Below are 17,034 nucleotides of genomic sequence, written 5' to 3' on the forward strand. Positions count from 1 at the left end.
TGTTATCTTAAGTTATTATTCTTTTCAAGGATAGCTAGCGTGTACTCCCATAGGTGCTCGTACGGCACGATCTCGACCTCAGCGAAGGCATCTCCGGGCAGGGGTGTACCCTTCAGCCTCTCCAGCAGCTTCTGCCCCTGCTCTCTTGCCAGGGCCGCGTCCTGCTTCGTCAGCGCCAGCAGGAGCAGGCGCAGGAACAGGCGCGGGCGCTCGGCCTTCTCCCCCTTCAGGTACTTCTGGGCGTACTTGCGCACCCGCTCTGCCTGCGGCTCCAGGTCGTCCAGCTCCCCGCAGGAGAGCTTCTCCAGCACGTCCAGCACCAGCAGCGCCAGGTTAAAGCCGGATTTATCCTTGGGGAGGATGGTGAGGTGTTCTGTAAACTTTTTGCCTTGATGCAGTTGTTCACCACCGTACTCACTTCTGAGCACCAGAACTACATAACGCCTGATCACCTCGTACTTCTCTCTGTTTAACACAGAAATTTTTGTGTATTGATTATTTACTAGAGCTTGCCCTAAAAGCTCTATCATTAGCTCATTTTGTTTCCCATGGATTGCCAACAGCAGGTAGTTTTCCATGAAGGCATACCAATTATAGCTGTGCGGCGTGAAATTTTTTAAATGCTTCGCAGCCTCTATCAACCCCCTCTCATAATCCCTAACCTGCAGTAACGCGTACACCTTGCTATAATTATTATAGAGCATGCTGTACCACGAGTCGTTTAGTTTACCCTCCAGATGCAGCCTTTCTGTCTCCTCAACGGCTTCCAGAATTGATTTGTAATCTCCTTGTAGTTCTAAGTAATGATTGCGCAGTAAATTATAGTAAAAGTATACACAAGAAGCCCCCGTTACATGCCAAGACTCTCTCAAATCCTGCAAAACTTTTGGATACTGCTCCATCATTTGGCCTCTTGATTTAACACTATTATGGTGCTGCAGCATTAAAAGCTGATACGTTCTTTGAGCCTTTGCTTCTATATCTCTTACTTTTTGCGCTTTAAGTAGCTCTTCATCGTTTATCTTGTACTTCCGCTCATCACGCAAACTCATACAGATTTGCTGCTTCAACTCTAGTGCTTTCACCTTTTGATCTGTTAGCTCGTACCGCTCAGCTAGGTCTAGCATTTGATCAAGGAGTTTATCCGCCATGCGACCTTCACTCATGCTGTAAAGGAAGTTCGCCTCATGCAAAAGAGACAAACATTGTTGTGTAATTACTAATCTGTTGCCAAGATCCTTATTTGTCAGGTCCAGAAAGTGAATATGGTTCAGAAGTTTCCTGCGAAAGCGCGACTTGAGCATACGGTAACTCGCCGCTGCTTTACTACTACCATAAAGAGCCTGAGCAATCTCCTCGTCAGAACAAACCTGCCCCTCCTTAAGAAGGTTAAATAGCTTTGTCTCCATAATAGTCTCATCCTGCAGGTTCAGCAAGGGGGTTGCGGAGGGGCTGTATGTATCAATAATTTTTACCAGCCTTTGCAGATCCTTCATTCTGTTATCTTAAGTTATTATTCTTTTCAAGGATAACTAGCGTGTACTCCCACAGGTGCTCGTACGGCACGATCTCGACCTCAGCGAAGGCATCTCCGGGCAGGGGTGTACGCTTCAGCCTCTCCAGCAGCTTCTGCCCCTGCTCTCTTGCCAGGGCTGCGTCCTGCTTCGTCAGCGCCAGCTGCAGCAGGCGCAGGAACAGGCGCGGGCGCTCGGCCTTCTCCCCCTTCAGGTACTTCTGGGTGTACTTGCGCACCCGCTCGGCCTGCGGCTCCAGGTCGTCCAGCTCCCCGGAGGAGAGCTTCTCCAGCACGTCCAGCACCAGCAGCGCTAAATTAAAGCCGGATTTGTCCTTGGACAGGACAGGAAGCTCATTTTGGAAAGAACATTGAGGAACGTCTTCCATGTGCAACAGGTCGGTCAACAGTAACACCATGTACCTCCTGATCAATTCAAGCTGCTCCCGAATAGCGGCCACAATCTTTGTGTAATGATTATCCGATAAGCAGCTGTTTATCAGCTTCACAGCTAGATCGTAATCCTTTCCATGAAGCGCTAGTAAGAGGTAGTTTTCCATAAAAGCGAACCAATTAGTTGTGTAAGGAATGAATTCATCTAAGTTGGCTGCTGCATACCCTATGCCTTCCTTATACTTCTTTGTTTGTAAGAGGGCATAAGCACCTATAAGGATATTCAGTTTTTTATTATACCATGCGTCGTTAAGCTTACCGCTGTTATACAATTGCTCCGTCTCTGCAACTGCTTCATAGACACTCTCGAAGTTGCCTATGAACTCCAGGTGCTGCACCCGAAGAATGTGATAATAGTAATATATAGAAGAAAGACCCGTTTCTTTCCACGAATTTCGCAGCTCTTCTAACATAGCAGGGTAATGCTTAAGGTTACTTCCCCTAGCCTGCACACTGCTTTTGTGCTGCACCGTTAGAAGCTGGTAAGTTTTCAGGGCTTTCTGCTTATGGTCCCTATTGTCTATGGCCTTAAGCAGCTGCGAATCCAGTTTCCTGTACTTTTGCATGTCACCTTGGTTAGTGGCCAGAACTAGCATATACTCTAACGCCTTAATGATATAATCAATGAGTTCATATTTTTCGGCAACTTCAAGCATCTGATCAAAAGCCTTCTCAGCCATGCGATGCTCGCTAAGTATAAGAAGGCTGTATCCCTCCTGTAGAAGAGCCATACACTGCTGGGTTGCAATAGAGTTGCTGCTAAACCTTTTATCATCTAGCAGGAGAAAGTGCAAGTGGTTACGTAGCTTTTTGCGGAAGCGGGACTTTAACGTTCGAAAACTGCCTGTAATATTTTTGTCTCCATACAGTTCCGCCGCCACCGCTTCGTCAGAATGCACGTTCTCGTTCCTTAAGAGATTGAAAAGTTTTGTTTCAAGTGTGGTGTCATCCTGTAGATTTATCAAGGGGCTAGACGTAGGGCTATAACTATCAATAATCCGTACAAGTCTCTGCAGATCCTTCATTCGGGATAACTTACTGGTTATAGTTTTCTTCTAATGTGGAAAGGATGTGGTCCCAAAGATGCTCGTAAGGCACAATTTCAATCTCTGCATAAGCATCTCCCGGTGCAGGAGTGTCCATTAGTTTCTGGTACAGCTTCTGCCCTTTCACGCTAATCGTTTTGACATCGAAATCCTGCGTTACCGTCAGGATGAGAAGTTTTAGAAATGTTTTGCTTCGTAAGCTAAACGTGTCTCTAAGATGGGTAAGGATATATTTTTTCAAGCTCTCGATGCGGTACAGAAGAGCCTCCGTTTCCTTCTTTTGAAGGAAGTAAATAAACTGAAGGACAAGTATGGCTACATTATAGCCTTGTTTGTCTTTGCTGTACTCAGGCAAGGACAAGAGGAAAGGGTTGACTGTGTTACTGCTGCTACCAGGCCCGCCCACCAGATTATAGTATGCTTGAAATAGCGTCCATCTCTCCCTGGCAAACGCTGGCCGTCTCTTTAGGTGGGGATTTGTAAATACTTTATGCAAGAGGTGACCAGCTAGCTCATATTCTTTCGCGTGCAGAGCTATCAGGAAATAGTTTTCTGTGTAAGCAAACCAGTTAGGAGTGTTCTCTTCAAAATCGCTGTGGAACTTTGAGGCATATTGCAATCCCTCTTTAAGCTGTTTCGCCCGAAAGTGAGCGTAAACAAGTATGAATTTATTGTAATTTGAATCAAACCTTAAGCTATTCACTTCTCCTGAGGCCAGCTTATCTTCAGAAGACACTGTTAGATCGATTATGGCAGAAAAATCTCCGACCATTTCGTGGAAAATAATGCTGGCCTTGTAATAGGCATTAAACGCCTCAAATGATTTTGCAGCCTTCCAGAGCCTGTACAGATTGTCTACGTCGTCTGTGATACTTGATAGGTAAGCCCTTCTGTGTTTAATAGATTTACTATACTTTACTTTCAGGAGCTGAAGAAAGGTAATAGCCTCCCGTTCGTACTTTTTTATATTCAAATATTTTTCAAGCTCTTGTTTTGCCTGTAAGAAGCTGTTAATGCTACCAGTTTTTGAGTAGCAGTCCATCTCTAACTCTAAAGCTGCAATAACAAAATTGATGTATTCATATTGAACAGCAATTTTCTTGACTTTAGCTGCTGTACTTAAGACTAATACAGGCTCTTTCAACCTTAGTAATAAGTGTGCGTGGTGAAGTAAATGAAGACATTCCTGTTCCTTCTGATGGGCTTTCTTTAATTTATGCTTATCATAGAAAAATAATGAGTTATACAGCTTTTTCTTGAGCCTAACTTTTAGCATTTTGTATTTTACATCATTGGGGCTTGAGCCATACAGGTCCATCGATGCTACAGCATCATCCATATAATTATCTTGCATGAGATTATTATAAAACATCCCCTCTTTGCTGCTTTTATTAAAGTTGGGTAACATCTGTTTAGAATTGTTACTTGCAACAGCAATTTTTGCTAACGATTTTAACTCATCCATTTTAAAGCTTCTCAGGCCCTTCCCAAAGGCAGGTCAAATAATAAAATTTATAGTGGTCAAAAATATTGTTCAAGTTACATTAATAAGGGTATATTGACTGTACATACATACCTTTTTTATTAACATTGTAAAATGTACATCCCACAGAGCAAGGTGCATTTAGTTACCTTAACAGGATCATTAGGCATTTTAAAAATAGTTAAATAGCTCAATCTATTCAACTGAAACTTACCGAATAGAATAAAATATAATAGAACAAAAAGTTTTCCTAGTTACTTTTATACATGAATATTCCTTTAATCTCCAACTTCTTATACTCAACTTTGTCCTGCAATCATCAAAGAACATAAACCCTTTTAGAAATGGTATCTATAATCATCTCCCTAATTCTTAATTTGCTGACTTTAGGAAACACAGGAACTACAGCCCAGACCAACCAGCAAACCAAAACTACATCGACGGCTGAAAGCGACCAGCAGATATCAGCATTTGGAGGCACTGCAACCTGGGAAGAAGATTAATCCCTTTCTTTTCCCTAACTTGCCCTTACAATTTTTAGCCAAAGGGTAAGTACATGAGGAAAATTAACACAGCACTAACCTGCTTTCTCTTATTACTTTTTACATTCTGTAGCCGGCCAGAGCGCGCACCTGAAGAGGTGCGGGTTAGGTTATCGGCTGAGCCGGAAACACTAAGCCCGGTCAGTTACAACCATGCGAGCGCGCTACAGATTATAAACCTGCTGTTTCAGAGCCTGCTGAGCGCCGACCTGGGCACCAATGAAATCAAGCCATTTCTGGCTGAGGACATGCCCATCGTGGAGCGACATGATTCCATAACGCTCTTTACCTACACTATCAGGAAGGAAGCTGAATGGGCAAACGGCAGCCCTGTTACCGCCAAGGATGTGGCTTTCACGCTGAAGGTGGCAAAAGCTCCGTTGCTGAACAACGAGAGCCTGAGGCCTCAGTTAGAGTTCATCCAGGATATCAGGATCGATGAGGCAGACCCGCGGCGCTTTACGTTAGTATGCGCTGGGTATGCCCCGGAAATGGAATTGCTGACCGGCGACTTCTTTATACTGCCGGCCTATCTGTATGACCCTGAAGGCCTACTGCAGCACGTTGCTGTTGCTGACTTGAACGAGGATCTTTCCGGGCTGGAAAACGATGAGAAACTAAAGACATTCGCAGCCAAGTATAACGCTCCTGCCTTTGGGCGGGACCCAAAGCTGCTGCAAGGCAGTGGCGGCTATACTTTGGAGAACTGGGAAAACGGACAATACCTGACGCTAACGCGCAAAAAAGACTGGTGGGGGAACAACACATCTAACACACAACATCTGACAGCCATTCCACAGCGCGTTAGCTTTCAGGTAATCCCAGACATCACAACAGCCCTTCTGGCCTTAAAGAACAGGCAACTGGATGTGCTTGAAGGGATTCCGGCAGCGGAGTTTGAGCAGCTTAAGCAGCAGAAGGCTTTCCTGCAGGACTATGCCCTGCATACCCCCGATGCCTATGAGTTCGTGTATGCCGGTATTAACACGCGCAAGCAGAAGTTCTCCGACAAACGCACCCGTCAGGCGATCGCGTACCTGCTTGACCCGGAAAGCGTGATAAAGGTGGCTATGCAGCAATATGGCACCCCTACTGTTGGGCCAATCCCACCCACAGTAACGCACTTTTACAATACCGACCTGCGGCCTTATACCTATAGCCCCGATAAAGCTAGCAGCTTGTTAAAGTCTGCCGGCTGGGTGCGGCAGCAGGATGGCTGGTACAAGAACATTGATGGCCAGCGGCAGATGCTCACGATTGAGGTCCTTTACCGCGCCGGGAGCACCACCCATGAGAACGCAGCCACTATACTCCAGCAAAATGCTGCCAACATAGGGATTCCGGTGCAGGTGCAGGGGGTTGAAAGCAGTTTGTTGGCAAGCAGGTCGAAGCAGCATGACTTTGATATGTTCTTCCGCTCGCTGGGCGGCAATCCTTTTGCGTTCAACTTCAAACCTCTGCTGCACACCGATTTTGCTAATGAGGGCGGGTTGAATTACACCGGCTTCGGCACCCCGGAAAGCGACCAGATCCTGGACAAGATCAGCAGCACGGCTACCTCACAGGATGAACTGGCAACCCTACTAAAACGCCTGCAGGCAATCATGCACGAAGAGGCAGCGTTTGTTTCCATGTTTTACACCAAAGAACGAGTGGCTATACATCGCCGGTTCACAAATACCAAGATCTCTGGCCTAAAGCCTAACTACGACGTTAGCGCCTTTACCCTCAAAGATGAAGATTAAGCATGATGCGTTTGTACCTGCTCAGGAGGTTGTTGCTGGTGCTTCCCACGCTGTGGCTGTTGGGAACGCTGGTATTTCTGCTGAGCAGGATGCTTCCGGGCTCTTTTGGGGAGGAGCGCTTGCTGAACCCAGAGGCCGGGTTTTACAGCAAAAGCAGCCAGAGCAGCCGTGAGGCGGCCTATCGCCAATTACAGCAGAAAACTGGCCAGGACCTGCCCCTATTCTACTTTAGCCTATCCTCTGGCACTTTAGACACCACAGCTGCTAAGAAGCAGCCGGAGTCACTCAACTTCCTGCTTCCCCAGTTTTCCTGGCACGGCACCGCTAACCAGTACCACCGCTGGCTAACCAGTGTGCTTACAGGCGATCTCAGCACTTCCTACCGTACAGGTCAGCCCGTGCAGGAGATGATTTGGAAGGGTATTGGCAACACATTTTGGCTCTTGCTCGGAAGCATGTGCGCGACTGTTGCTTTGGCCCTAGAGCTAAGTATACTGATGGTGCGCAAACGCATGCAATGGCTGCGCCGCCTGGTGTTGCCCATGCTGTTTCTCATAGACAGCATCCCGATGTTGGTGCTGGCCCTGCTGTTGCTTGTGCTATTGGCTAACCCAGACTTTCTGCAGCTTTTTCCGGTGTATGGCATGGGATACTATATGCCGGGGCAGCTGAGCTTTTGGCAGCAGCTCGGCCAGAAACTGCAGTACATGGCTTTGCCGCTCGTAGCACTGGTGCTTGCCAACCTACCCTACCTTACGAATCAGATCCATGGTGCGCTGCAGGCAACGCTACAGGCGGACTACATTCGTACGGCCAGGGCGAAAGGCCTGCCGGAGCACCTGGTTATCCGCAGGCACGCCTTGCGCAACACACTGCTGCCGCTCATTACCATTGTTTCTGATTTTCTACCAGCCTTAGTAAGCGGCTCCGTACTTGTTGAGACGATCTTTGCAATACCCGGCATTGGAAGGTTGTTAATTGAGTCGGTATTGGCCCGTGACTATCCGGTGCTGGTAGCCATTATACTAGTAGTGCTTCTGGTGCGTATGGTGTCTTATGCTTTAGCAGACGTGGCATACACCTGGGCGGACCCGAGGCTTAAACAAAAGCTGGCATGAGGCAAATCTGGCTACGCATAAAAGGCCTTTGGCGAAGCAAATGGGGTTTTAAGCTGGCTTTGCTTTACCTGGTGTTGCTGATAGGGCTCGTAATGTTGCTGCCTTGGCTCCCATTGCCTTTTGCCCCCAACTACCTCGACCTGCAGCACCCTTTCCTGGCTCCTTTTACCTCCGAGGCTATGGCAGCAGATCACCTGCTCGGCACCGATGGCCTGGGCCGTGACCTGCTGGCAAACATGCTCTACGGCGCCCGCACCGCATTCCTGATCAGTCTGCCAGTTATGTTGTTGGCGACAACGCTGGGGATGGCGTTAGGCACCCTGGCAGGGTATTTCGGCAACACAGGACTGCGCCAGCCTGTGTACCGTGTACTGCATTGGGTAATTGCTCTGCCAATATTTTTATACTATGGGCTGCATCTGCCACTAAAGGCCTATCAACAAGACGATGGATTTAGGTACATAAGCTTCTCGCTCGCTCTACTCGCCGGAATGCTTGTGCTTTTATGGGTGCTCTTTAGTATACTACAACGCTGGTTCAGCACCTGGCAGAGGGAAATCCCTATTCCTTTAGACAAGGGCGTGATGCGGTTGACTGAAGCCCTGACCAGTATACCGCGCTTTGTGCTGATCCTGGTGTTGGCCTCCTTTATCCCCCCGTCGCTGCCCCTGCTCTCGCTGCTGCTTGTTCTCACGCTTTGGCCCGCCAGTGCCCGCCTCTCCCGTGCCGAGATGCTGCGCATCAGGCAGCTCCCGTACTTCGAGGCGGCAAAGAGCATCGGGAATCGACCTGTGCAACTAATATGGCGTCACACTTTGCCAAACCTGATAGGCCCGGTTCTCATTGCGTTTACTTTCGGATTGGGAGGTTTATTAGCGCTCGAGTCCACGCTTTCTTTCCTAAACATCGGCGTGCCTTCTACCTTGGTAAGTTGGGGACGCACCATTTCGGGCATACGGAGCAACACTTCTGCCTGGTGGCTGGTTGCCCTCCCGGGTGGCATGCTTAGCCTTACTGTGCTAGCGCTCTATACCTGCAGCTATTATTTCACGAGAACTTTCGGCTCTAAAAGCGAGGTTTAAAACGTTACTTTTAGGGCTTGTCCACTAGTTATTCTTATCATCCACAAAGTACTTCCTGCATCCGCCTAATCGAAGCAAAACACCTTACTATAACCACTGAATCAAGATAATAAAAATAAAAATCTTGAGAATAGATCCGGCCTTACTCCAGAACAGTCCTTTCTATACAAAATAAACAATAAGAATACGCCACAACTTACATGTTACTTTAGCCACTTATTATTCCTGTTCCCAAAGAGGGGGTCTGCTTATACTTGTAACGTGTTAGAACCCAAAACCCCATCGTCACATGAACTCTGCTTTAAACCCTTCACCCAAGAAATTGGCTGAACCTTGCCTGGTAAAGGCGGCGCTTCAGCCTAGCAACATCTGCCTTAAGGCTACCCTGCAAGTTGAGGAGCCGGCCGGCTATGCCACCATTGATGGAAACATGGTAACCTACCATGCAGGCTCCAGCGCGGTGAGCAGCGGGTCCGGTATCTTCATCGGCGACTATTTTGTTGGCCTGGCTGATAATTATGAATCAGTTAGCCTTACCCCTTTTATCCGCTACTAATTTTAAAAACTACTTTAAACTATACCCCAATTCCCCTTTAATTAATAGATTTTGTTGGTTGTTTGTGTTTAGATTAGGCAAGCCCTGTAGTTCCCCACCTACAGGGCTTTTGCTTGTTTTGCCCAACACAGGCTATTAAGGGGTGGTTTCTACTCCCATCCCTATTCTTCAGGCAAACATAGGGAACACATTTGCAGAGTTTGTTTAATCAATGTGTTCCCCAACGATCCTGCACGGCCTCAGTCGCTGCCAAACCTTGCTACTTAGCCTGCCTGCGAAGCTTTTAGCTTCTGCTTAAACACCTTTCGGAACTTATCTAATTTTGGTCGTATCACGAAGCTGCAGTAGGGTTCGTGTCCATGCGTGTTATAGTAGTTCATGTGGTAGTCTTCTGCCGGGTAAAACTTCTCCAGCGGCACAATCTCTGTCACGATAGGATCATGATAGGCACCGGAGGCATCCAGTTCCTGCTTATACTTCTCTGCCAGCTGTCGCTGCTCTTCGTTATGGTAGAAAATAGCTGAGCGGTATTGTGTACCCACGTCATTGCCTTGGCGGTTGAGGGTAGTAGGGTCATGGGTACTCCAGAAGACCTCCAGCAGTTCTTCATAGCTTATCTGGCTGGCATCATACGTTACCTGCAGCACTTCCGCATGTCCGGTTGTGCCGGAGCAAACCTGCTTGTAAGTGGGGTTATCTATATGCCCGCCGGTATAACCCGAAACTACCTTCTCCACCCCTTTCAGCTCCTGAAAGACAGCCTCTGTACACCAGAAGCACCCATTACCAAATGTTGCTGTTTCCATACTTTCTAACTTTGAACCGAAAGCGGTACTGCCTTAGCAAATCCCCCGGTTATTCTTTTCATGATGTTTACGCAGTTAACAAGGCAGGCATGGTGAAGTTTCAAAACTTTTACGTGTGCCCGCCGCTCTCCACTCCCTAAAATAGCAAAACAAATGCAAAACTCTGTACAACTTCAACCTCAGCCCCTTTAGCTGCGTTTAGCAATTCTATTAAATTGTGGTAAATTTACCCGATACACCAATACTTTAACGCTTAGTTAATGCCTACACCCGCCCCTACCACTAGTAACCTTCATACCGATCCTCTTAACGTATTCCAGGGAGGAGGTGAAATGGGAGCACTGATGCGAGCTTACGACTGGGAGTCGCACCCGCTGGGGAAGCCGCAACACTGGCCAGAGAGCCTCAAGACCAACATCCGGTTGATGCTCAACTCTGCCTTCCCGATGTTTATCTGGTGGTCGAAGGAACTTTACATGTTCCACAACGATGCTTACTTGCCTGCTCTGGGCAAAAAACACCCAGACGCCCTCGGAGCCACCGCCCCTGAAAAGTGGGCTGAGATATGGGAGCAGATAGGCGGAATAACTGAAAACATTCTGGAAAGCGGTGAAGGATTTTTTGCTGAGAACCTGCAGCTGTACCTGGAGCGAAAAGGATTTGCCGAAGAAACCTACTGGACCTTCTCCTACAGCCCCGCCTTTAACGATGCCGGAGAGGTGGAGGGCATCTTTTGTGCCTGCAACGAGGAATCCAGCTTTGTATTTGGCCAACGAAGGCTCAAAACCCTGAAGGACCTTTCAGACGCCCTGTCGCAGGTTCAGACGATGGAGCAATTAGGCACTACAGCCTGCAAGACTTTGAGCAATAACTCCAACGATTTGCCCTTCAGCCTGATTTACCTCTGTAACCATGTTAGCTCTGAAGTGAAACTGGCCGGCTACACGGGCAATTTACCCGCGTCTCTTACCCCAGCATCCATAGACCTGAGAGGAGAGGATATGGTTTGGCCACTGGCGAAGGTCGACTCTAAATCCCACGGCATACTTGTGCACCTTCCTGATACAGCCGTTGTGGGTGGGGTACACCAGGCAGTTGTTCTCCCTATAACAAAGCCCGGGCAAGACCGGGTGGTTGGCTTCTTTATCACAGGCATAAGCCCTTCTCAGGAGTACAATGAGGATTACAAGAGCTTCCAAAGCCTGATAACGGCGCAGTTGGCTACATCCATAGGTATTGTTACTTCCCGTGAGCAGTTGGTAAGGCGGCAAGAGTACCTGAATGAGATTTTTCAGCAGGCCCCGGTAGGCATCACAATGCTACGCGGGCCTGAGTACATAGTGGACCTTGCCAACCCCGGCGTTTGCGAGATTTGGCGTGTTAAGCAAGAACACGTCCTGGGCAAGCCTATCCTGGAAATCATTCCAGAGGCTATCGATCAAGGCTTCAAAAGCCTACTGGATGGTGTGTTTAATACAGGAATACCCTATGTGGCCAATGAGCTGCCACTGGTGCTGGAGCGGAACGGCAAGCAGGAAACGGTGTACCTTAACTTTGTGTACCATCCGCTGCGCGATGAGCAGGGCTTTGTAACAGGCGTCATTGCCGTGGCCATTGATATCAGTGGCCAGGTAAAGGCGCGGCAGCAGGTCGAGTCCATTAACAAAGAGCTCTTGGCCACCAATGCCGACCTGGATAATTTTGTCTACTCCGCCTCTCACGACCTGAAGGCGCCTATATTCAACATAGAGGGTCTTGTGCAGGAGCTAGAGCAACACCTGCCCCGCGAGGTGGCTGCCTCGGAGGAGGTGCAGCAGCTATCCACATACATCCAAAGCTCCATAGATAGGTTTAAGAGAGTGGTAGCCGACTTAACACAGGTTACCCGGATCCAGCGCGAGCAAGGTGAGGATGTAACCAGTGTGAACCTGCAGGACCTGGTGGCAGAGGTAAGCATGGATTTCAAACCTATCATCGCTGAGTCTGGCGCCACGATAGTGACAGACCTGGCGCCGGCCAACGCCATTCAGTTTTCGGCCAAAAACCTGCGTAGCGTGGTGTACAACCTCATCAGCAATGCCCTAAAGTACAGACACCCAGACCGGAAACCCTATATCACGATCTCCTCCGAAAGTACACCGGAGTTTGTTGTACTGGTAGTGAGAGACAATGGCCTGGGCCTGAACCCTGCTGATGTGCAGAAGATATTCTCCATGTTTAAGCGCCTCCACGACCATGTGGAAGGCTCAGGTATTGGCCTGTACATTGTGAAGAAAATTATTGAAAACGCCGGTGGCAAAATCGAGGTTGAAAGCAGCCTTGGCGAAGGCACCACCTTCCGGGTATACTTTAAGCGGCAACCATAAGCGCGCTACAGGCAACCCACACACTCTGTTGTACAACTATCTGTTGTACAACTATAAGTGCAGTTATTTTGCACTTATAGTTGTATTCTGTCCTCTTACCCTGCGCAGGTGCGTGTTAGCTCACCCACAACAACTAAACCTGGTAGAACGCACGTATGAAAGTACAAAGACGTATAAACCAGAGAAAACAAACTTTATATTATGGCAATATCACTTAAACCCCTCAGCCAGCAGGTGATGATCATCACCGGCGCATCCAGTGGAATAGGACTAGCAACGGCACGCGCTGCCGCCAAGAAAGGCGCAAAACTTGTATTGGCTTCCAGAAACGAAGAAGCGCTAAGGCAGGCAGTGGAGCAGATTAACATGGATGGTGGCGAGGCAGTATACGTAGTAGCCGATGTTGGTCAACGTGAAGACGTACAACGGCTGGCCGAGATGGCCATCAGGCAGTTCGGGGGCTTTGATACTTGGGTAAATAATGCCGGGGTGTCTATCTACGGGAAACTCTCAGAGGTAAGTGAGGAGGATAACCGCCGCTTGTTCGATACAAATTTCTGGGGGATAGTTTCAGGCTCGCTGATAGCGGCAAGCCACCTGCGCAACCGGGGCGGCGCTATCATCAACTTGGGCAGCGAGCTGTCCGATGTAGCCATTCCGCTGCAAGGGATGTACTCAGCCAGCAAGCATGCCGTGAAAGGGTTTACCGATGCGCTACGAATGGAACTGGAGGAGGATGAGGCCCCTGTATCGGTGACACTTATAAAACCGGCTGGCATAAACACCCCTTACCCAGAGCACGCCAGGAACTATACGGAGAATGAGCTTACCTTACCGCCACCTGTGTATGAACCAGAAGAGGTTGCCAATGCCATACTACATGCCGCTGTGCACCCTGAGCGCGATATTTTTATTGGCAGTGGCTCCAAGATGATGAGCAGCCTGAACAAGTATGCGCCTAGCCTGGTGGATTGGGTAAACAAGAACTTTATGACGAAACTGCAGGTAACGGACGAGCCGGCCCGACACAAGAAAGGCTCACTGCACAGCCCAGGCACAGATGGCATGGTGCACGGCAACCACAAAGGCCACGTGATGAAGACAAGCCTTTACACCCGCGCGTCCATGCATCCTGTAATTACGGGCGCCGTCGTGGCTGCTGCCAGTGCAGCCGCATTAGCCCTGATGAACAAGAAGCGCCACAATCGCCAGGAGGGTGACCCCAACTACCGAACAGGAACTTACTCTGGCGAGAGATACATGTACAAGAACCGGTAAGGAAGTATAAAACAGTAAACACAAAAGCCCCTGCTAAATAGTAGGGGCTTTTGTGTTTACCGGGTAAACCACTACAGCAAACAGCCGCTGTTTTCTTCCCGTTCAGCCAAACAACAGCCCCTGCCTGGCGTACAAGCCTTGGCACCCGCCAAACCATAACTATACATTTAACATATGAGGAAATTTGCCATTGCCGTACATGCAGGTGCTGAGACCGTGAAGCGCGAAGAAGTAAGCAAGGCGCAAGAGCAAGCGTACAGAAAAGGGGTAAAAGAGGCTGTTAGCGCCGGCAGCGCCGTGTTGGAGAATGGAGGCAGTGCCTTGGATGCTGTGGCTGCCGCCATCACATGCATGGAGGAAAACCCGCTCTTCAACGCAGGCAGGGGCGGCAGTCTCAACAAGCTCGGAGAGACAGACTTTGATGCCGCTATCATGGATGGCAGTAACCTAAACTCCGGCTCAGTGGGTAATGTACGGCTTGTGCGCAGTCCGATCAGGTTAGCGCTTGAGGTGATGAAGAACTGTAAACATTGTTTCCTGGTAGGTACGGGCGCCGAGGAGTTTGCGCTGGCACAGGGGCTGGAACTAGTCAGCCCCTCCTTTTTCGTGACAGAGGAGAAGCTGAAGAACTGGCATGATAGTGTATTGGAGGAGCGTTGCAAGAGCCATGATACCGTAGGCGCTGTCGCGCTGGACCAACACGGAAACCTGGCCGCGGGCACTTCAACAGGTGGCTTAATGAACCGCCTGAAGGGCCGCATTTCCGATAGCCCAATTATCGGCGGCGGCACTTTCGCCTACAGCCCCTACTGTGCCGTTAGCTGCACCGGAGATGGCGAAGTGATCATGCGAGGTGCAATCGCACATGAAGTATACGCCCAGATAAAGTATGCCAACGAAGCGCTTCAGGCTGCCGCAGACAAGGCAATAACCATGCACAAAGAGTTTCTGAAGGGCGACATGGGCTTGGTGACGCTCAATCAGGATGCCACCATAGCCTTTGCTTTCAACACCAACCTGATGAAGCGCGGCTATAGCATAGGCGGCGAAGATCCGGTAGTGGCGCTTTGGGACAACGAGAAAGTATAGATTGGTAAGGCGAAGGCGGCGAATCTCCGCTAGTCCTTCGCTTTCTCTCTTGCCACGTACTTTTTAACATATTGCACTGAGCCGGAGAACATCGCAACCGGGTGAAAATCCTCCCACATGATGACTTTAAAGCCAGGTTCTTCCCAGATTTGTTTGTTATTCTGGCCTGTCTGCTACAGTTCCTGCCACAGGGCGTGCCCGTAGGTTGGTAGCCACACCGTGTGATTCTCCTCACCCAGAGCCTTCACCAGGGCGTTGTTGCAGGTGGCAAGATACTACTTTCGCCTTTTCCGCTGCTCATTGCCCACATGCACCAGCGGCAGCGGGTTCCGGATCACCTCTCAAATTTCAGCCACTTTAAGAGCATGTCAGCAAAAGCATTTCAGTAAGGGTTTTGCTCCCCGGCAAGGGCATAGGCAGGTATGGTAAGGGCAAGCGCTTTTAAGGCCCCGTCGGCTCCGAATACCAGCCTGTGTTGCAGCGGAAGCTTACTGGTACTCCTGCAACAAGTTCATGGCGGTGCTGCGCCGGCGCAAGGCTACGGAGCTCAGCACCCGTTCCTCTTCCTTCTCCAGCTCCTGCACCAATGGATAATGCCGTGTGCGTAGCGGAGCTCTTGGTGCTTCGTACCTACCTTCGTTTTCTGGTGCGGTTGTCTCTCTATTCGCTTAGCTCTCTGTTGCCTGTCCACAGCCAGAGGGATATCAGTGTTGCCTCGGCCACGGCATCGAGCAGGTACACGTCCTTGATCACGTTGTTTAGGGCATAGTATACGTCAATGCCAAGGAGCCCGGCGGCGGCGGCAATTCCCAGCCACTTAAGCTCCAAGGTTACGTGCCTCCGGATTCCGGCTGCCAGCAGAGTGCCCCCTATTACGGTGATAAGTACACTCACCGTGTACAGCAACCAGTAATCCTCTTTGGGGCCGGTAACCCACACAAAGCTTTCAAGATGTATAAAAGGCCATAGGCCCGTAGCCAGCCAAAAACTGCCTTGGAGCACTGCTATCAGACTGACACTTGGTTTAGGCAGAGGCGCGGCCATCAGCATGTGCTACACGTGCAGCTGGTCAAACGTTGGGATAGAGTATTTCTCGCCCGGTGATAAGAGGTGTACACACAGGTTACGCGCAGAAAAAGGCTCCCCGGTCTTTATCTTGTAGATGTTCGTGTCAGCGAGCCGCATGCCGTCCACAATAGTGATCAGTCCACTGCCTACCACTTCTACCTCGCGCCCTTCGGTAACGTAGGCAGCCGTGTCCTCCTCCAGCCCCATGCCAATACAGCCTGGGTTCGTTACGATGCACTGGGCCATGCGCACCATGCGGCCGCGCTCTATAAAGTGTGTGTCTATGGCTACGTTCTTTAGAAACTCCAGCCCAGTCGTTACGCGCACATCACCTTTTAAAAAACCGCCTTTGGTATCGGCCTCATAAATCATGGGGGTGGAGAGGGCTGTCGCGCCCGCACTGGTTCCGGCAACCAGGATGTCCTCGTAGGTAAAGCGTTCTTTCATCAACTGCAACAGGCTGGACCCTCCCAGAATAGAGGTCAGGCGCAACTGATCACCGCCGGTAAAGTAAATAGCCGAGGCTTTCTCCACTATCTCGTAATAATGCTGTTCGCGGGCATCGTCCCGGGAACGGATATCCAGCACCTCCACGTTACTTACCCCCAACTCCTTCAGCACCCTGGTATACTCCTTGCCCATCACGTCGGGTATGTTAGAGGCGGTGGGAATGACGGCAACAGTGGGGTTAGTGCCTTTCAGCTCACCTACAAAAAATTTCAGGATTTCCTCGCTTTCAAATTCAGAATTGCCTGTTTGCTCTGGCTTTAGCTCTTCCCCGTTTCCCTTGCTTTCCTTGCCCCCTATCGCCAGCAGCCGTCCTTTTGGCACTGGGGCTTCTGCTTTATTTTTATGATGATCAGATACTTTGCGTTTCGCCATTTTATAG

At 49.5% G+C, this 17,034-nt stretch carries 13 protein-coding genes; 7 read left to right on the top strand and 6 right to left on the bottom strand.

The window, feature by feature from the left end; all coding sequences use genetic code 11:
- Positions 1-2 precede the first annotated feature (2 nt).
- From PXG97_RS06835 to PXG97_RS06845, 3 genes are all read right to left on the bottom strand, one after another.
- Complete coding sequence (locus PXG97_RS06835) at positions 3-1,496, bottom strand: hypothetical protein (RefSeq protein ID WP_276497003.1); 1,494 nt, start codon at positions 1,494-1,496, stop codon at positions 3-5.
- Positions 1,497-1,500: 4 nt separating this feature from the next.
- On the bottom strand, positions 1,501-2,073 hold the full coding sequence (locus tag PXG97_RS06840; RefSeq protein WP_276497004.1) for a hypothetical protein: 573 nt from the start codon (positions 2,071-2,073) through the stop codon (positions 1,501-1,503).
- A gap of 928 nt (positions 2,074-3,001) precedes the next feature.
- Entirely contained in the window at positions 3,002-4,477 is a 1,476-nt protein-coding gene (locus PXG97_RS06845; RefSeq protein ID WP_276497005.1) for a hypothetical protein, read from the bottom strand.
- Between the two features lie 658 nt (positions 4,478-5,135).
- Here PXG97_RS06845 and PXG97_RS06850 point away from each other — a divergent pair.
- The 4 genes from PXG97_RS06850 (at position 5,136) to PXG97_RS06865 (ending at position 9,538) form a co-directional block, all read left to right on the top strand.
- On the top strand, positions 5,136-6,782 hold the full coding sequence (locus PXG97_RS06850) for an ABC transporter substrate-binding protein (RefSeq protein WP_276497006.1): 1,647 nt from the start codon (positions 5,136-5,138) through the stop codon (positions 6,780-6,782).
- A 2-nt stretch (positions 6,783-6,784) separates the two neighbouring features.
- Positions 6,785-7,900, top strand: coding sequence for an ABC transporter permease (locus PXG97_RS06855; RefSeq protein WP_276497007.1), 1,116 nt, complete (start codon positions 6,785-6,787; stop codon positions 7,898-7,900).
- A complete protein-coding gene (locus PXG97_RS06860) occupies positions 7,897-8,982 on the top strand; it encodes an ABC transporter permease (protein WP_276497008.1) in 1,086 nt (361 codons plus the stop codon). Before PXG97_RS06855 ends, PXG97_RS06860 begins: the two co-directional genes overlap by 4 nt.
- Before the next feature lie 289 nt (positions 8,983-9,271).
- Positions 9,272-9,538, top strand: a complete 267-nt coding sequence (locus PXG97_RS06865) for a hypothetical protein (protein WP_276497009.1) — start codon at positions 9,272-9,274, stop codon at positions 9,536-9,538.
- Positions 9,539-9,801: 263 nt separating this feature from the next.
- Here PXG97_RS06865 and msrA read toward each other — a convergent pair whose 3' ends face one another.
- Complete coding sequence (gene msrA / locus PXG97_RS06870) at positions 9,802-10,344, bottom strand: peptide-methionine (S)-S-oxide reductase MsrA (RefSeq protein ID WP_276497010.1); 543 nt, start codon at positions 10,342-10,344, stop codon at positions 9,802-9,804.
- 260 nt (positions 10,345-10,604) lie between these two features.
- Between msrA and PXG97_RS06875 the strand changes: the two genes are divergently transcribed.
- The 3 genes from PXG97_RS06875 to PXG97_RS06885 all read left to right on the top strand — a co-directional run bounded on the left by PXG97_RS06875 (position 10,605) and on the right by PXG97_RS06885 (position 15,077).
- Entirely contained in the window at positions 10,605-12,710 is a 2,106-nt protein-coding gene (locus PXG97_RS06875; RefSeq protein ID WP_276497011.1) for a sensor histidine kinase, read from the top strand.
- A gap of 201 nt (positions 12,711-12,911) precedes the next feature.
- Positions 12,912-13,988, top strand: a complete 1,077-nt coding sequence (locus PXG97_RS06880) for an SDR family oxidoreductase (RefSeq protein ID WP_276497012.1) — start codon at positions 12,912-12,914, stop codon at positions 13,986-13,988.
- Between the two features lie 174 nt (positions 13,989-14,162).
- A complete protein-coding gene (locus PXG97_RS06885) occupies positions 14,163-15,077 on the top strand; it encodes an isoaspartyl peptidase/L-asparaginase family protein (protein WP_276497013.1) in 915 nt (304 codons plus the stop codon).
- 660 nt (positions 15,078-15,737) lie between these two features.
- Here PXG97_RS06885 and PXG97_RS06890 read toward each other — a convergent pair.
- Positions 15,738-15,971, bottom strand: a complete 234-nt coding sequence (locus PXG97_RS06890; RefSeq protein ID WP_276497014.1) for a hypothetical protein — start codon at positions 15,969-15,971, stop codon at positions 15,738-15,740.
- A 159-nt stretch (positions 15,972-16,130) separates the two neighbouring features.
- Positions 16,131-17,027, bottom strand: coding sequence for a cyanophycinase (locus PXG97_RS06895; RefSeq protein ID WP_276497015.1), 897 nt, complete (start codon positions 17,025-17,027; stop codon positions 16,131-16,133).
- Positions 17,028-17,034: the final 7 nt, after the last annotated feature.

It is taken from the genome of Pontibacter litorisediminis (assembly GCF_029360645.1).
Taxonomy (GTDB): domain Bacteria; phylum Bacteroidota; class Bacteroidia; order Cytophagales; family Hymenobacteraceae; genus Pontibacter; species Pontibacter litorisediminis.

Excerpts from the sequence above, each read along its gene's own strand:
- PXG97_RS06855 (WP_276497007.1), top strand. The coding sequence starts at position 6,785 with ATGATGCGTTTGTACCTGCTCAGGAGGTTGTTGCTGGTGCTTCCCACG.
- msrA (WP_276497010.1), bottom strand. The coding sequence starts at position 10,344 with ATGGAAACAGCAACATTTGGTAATGGGTGCTTCTGGTGTACAGAGGCT.
- PXG97_RS06875 (WP_276497011.1), top strand. The coding sequence starts at position 10,605 with ATGCCTACACCCGCCCCTACCACTAGTAACCTTCATACCGATCCTCTT.
- PXG97_RS06880 (WP_276497012.1), top strand. The coding sequence starts at position 12,912 with ATGGCAATATCACTTAAACCCCTCAGCCAGCAGGTGATGATCATCACC.
- PXG97_RS06835 (WP_276497003.1), bottom strand. The coding sequence starts at position 1,496 with ATGAAGGATCTGCAAAGGCTGGTAAAAATTATTGATACATACAGCCCC.
- PXG97_RS06865 (WP_276497009.1), top strand. The coding sequence starts at position 9,272 with ATGAACTCTGCTTTAAACCCTTCACCCAAGAAATTGGCTGAACCTTGC.
- PXG97_RS06840 (WP_276497004.1), bottom strand. The coding sequence starts at position 2,073 with ATGGAAAACTACCTCTTACTAGCGCTTCATGGAAAGGATTACGATCTA.
- PXG97_RS06885 (WP_276497013.1), top strand. The coding sequence starts at position 14,163 with ATGAGGAAATTTGCCATTGCCGTACATGCAGGTGCTGAGACCGTGAAG.
- PXG97_RS06845 (WP_276497005.1), bottom strand. The coding sequence starts at position 4,477 with ATGGATGAGTTAAAATCGTTAGCAAAAATTGCTGTTGCAAGTAACAAT.
- PXG97_RS06895 (WP_276497015.1), bottom strand. The coding sequence starts at position 17,027 with ATGGCGAAACGCAAAGTATCTGATCATCATAAAAATAAAGCAGAAGCC.
- PXG97_RS06860 (WP_276497008.1), top strand. The coding sequence starts at position 7,897 with ATGAGGCAAATCTGGCTACGCATAAAAGGCCTTTGGCGAAGCAAATGG.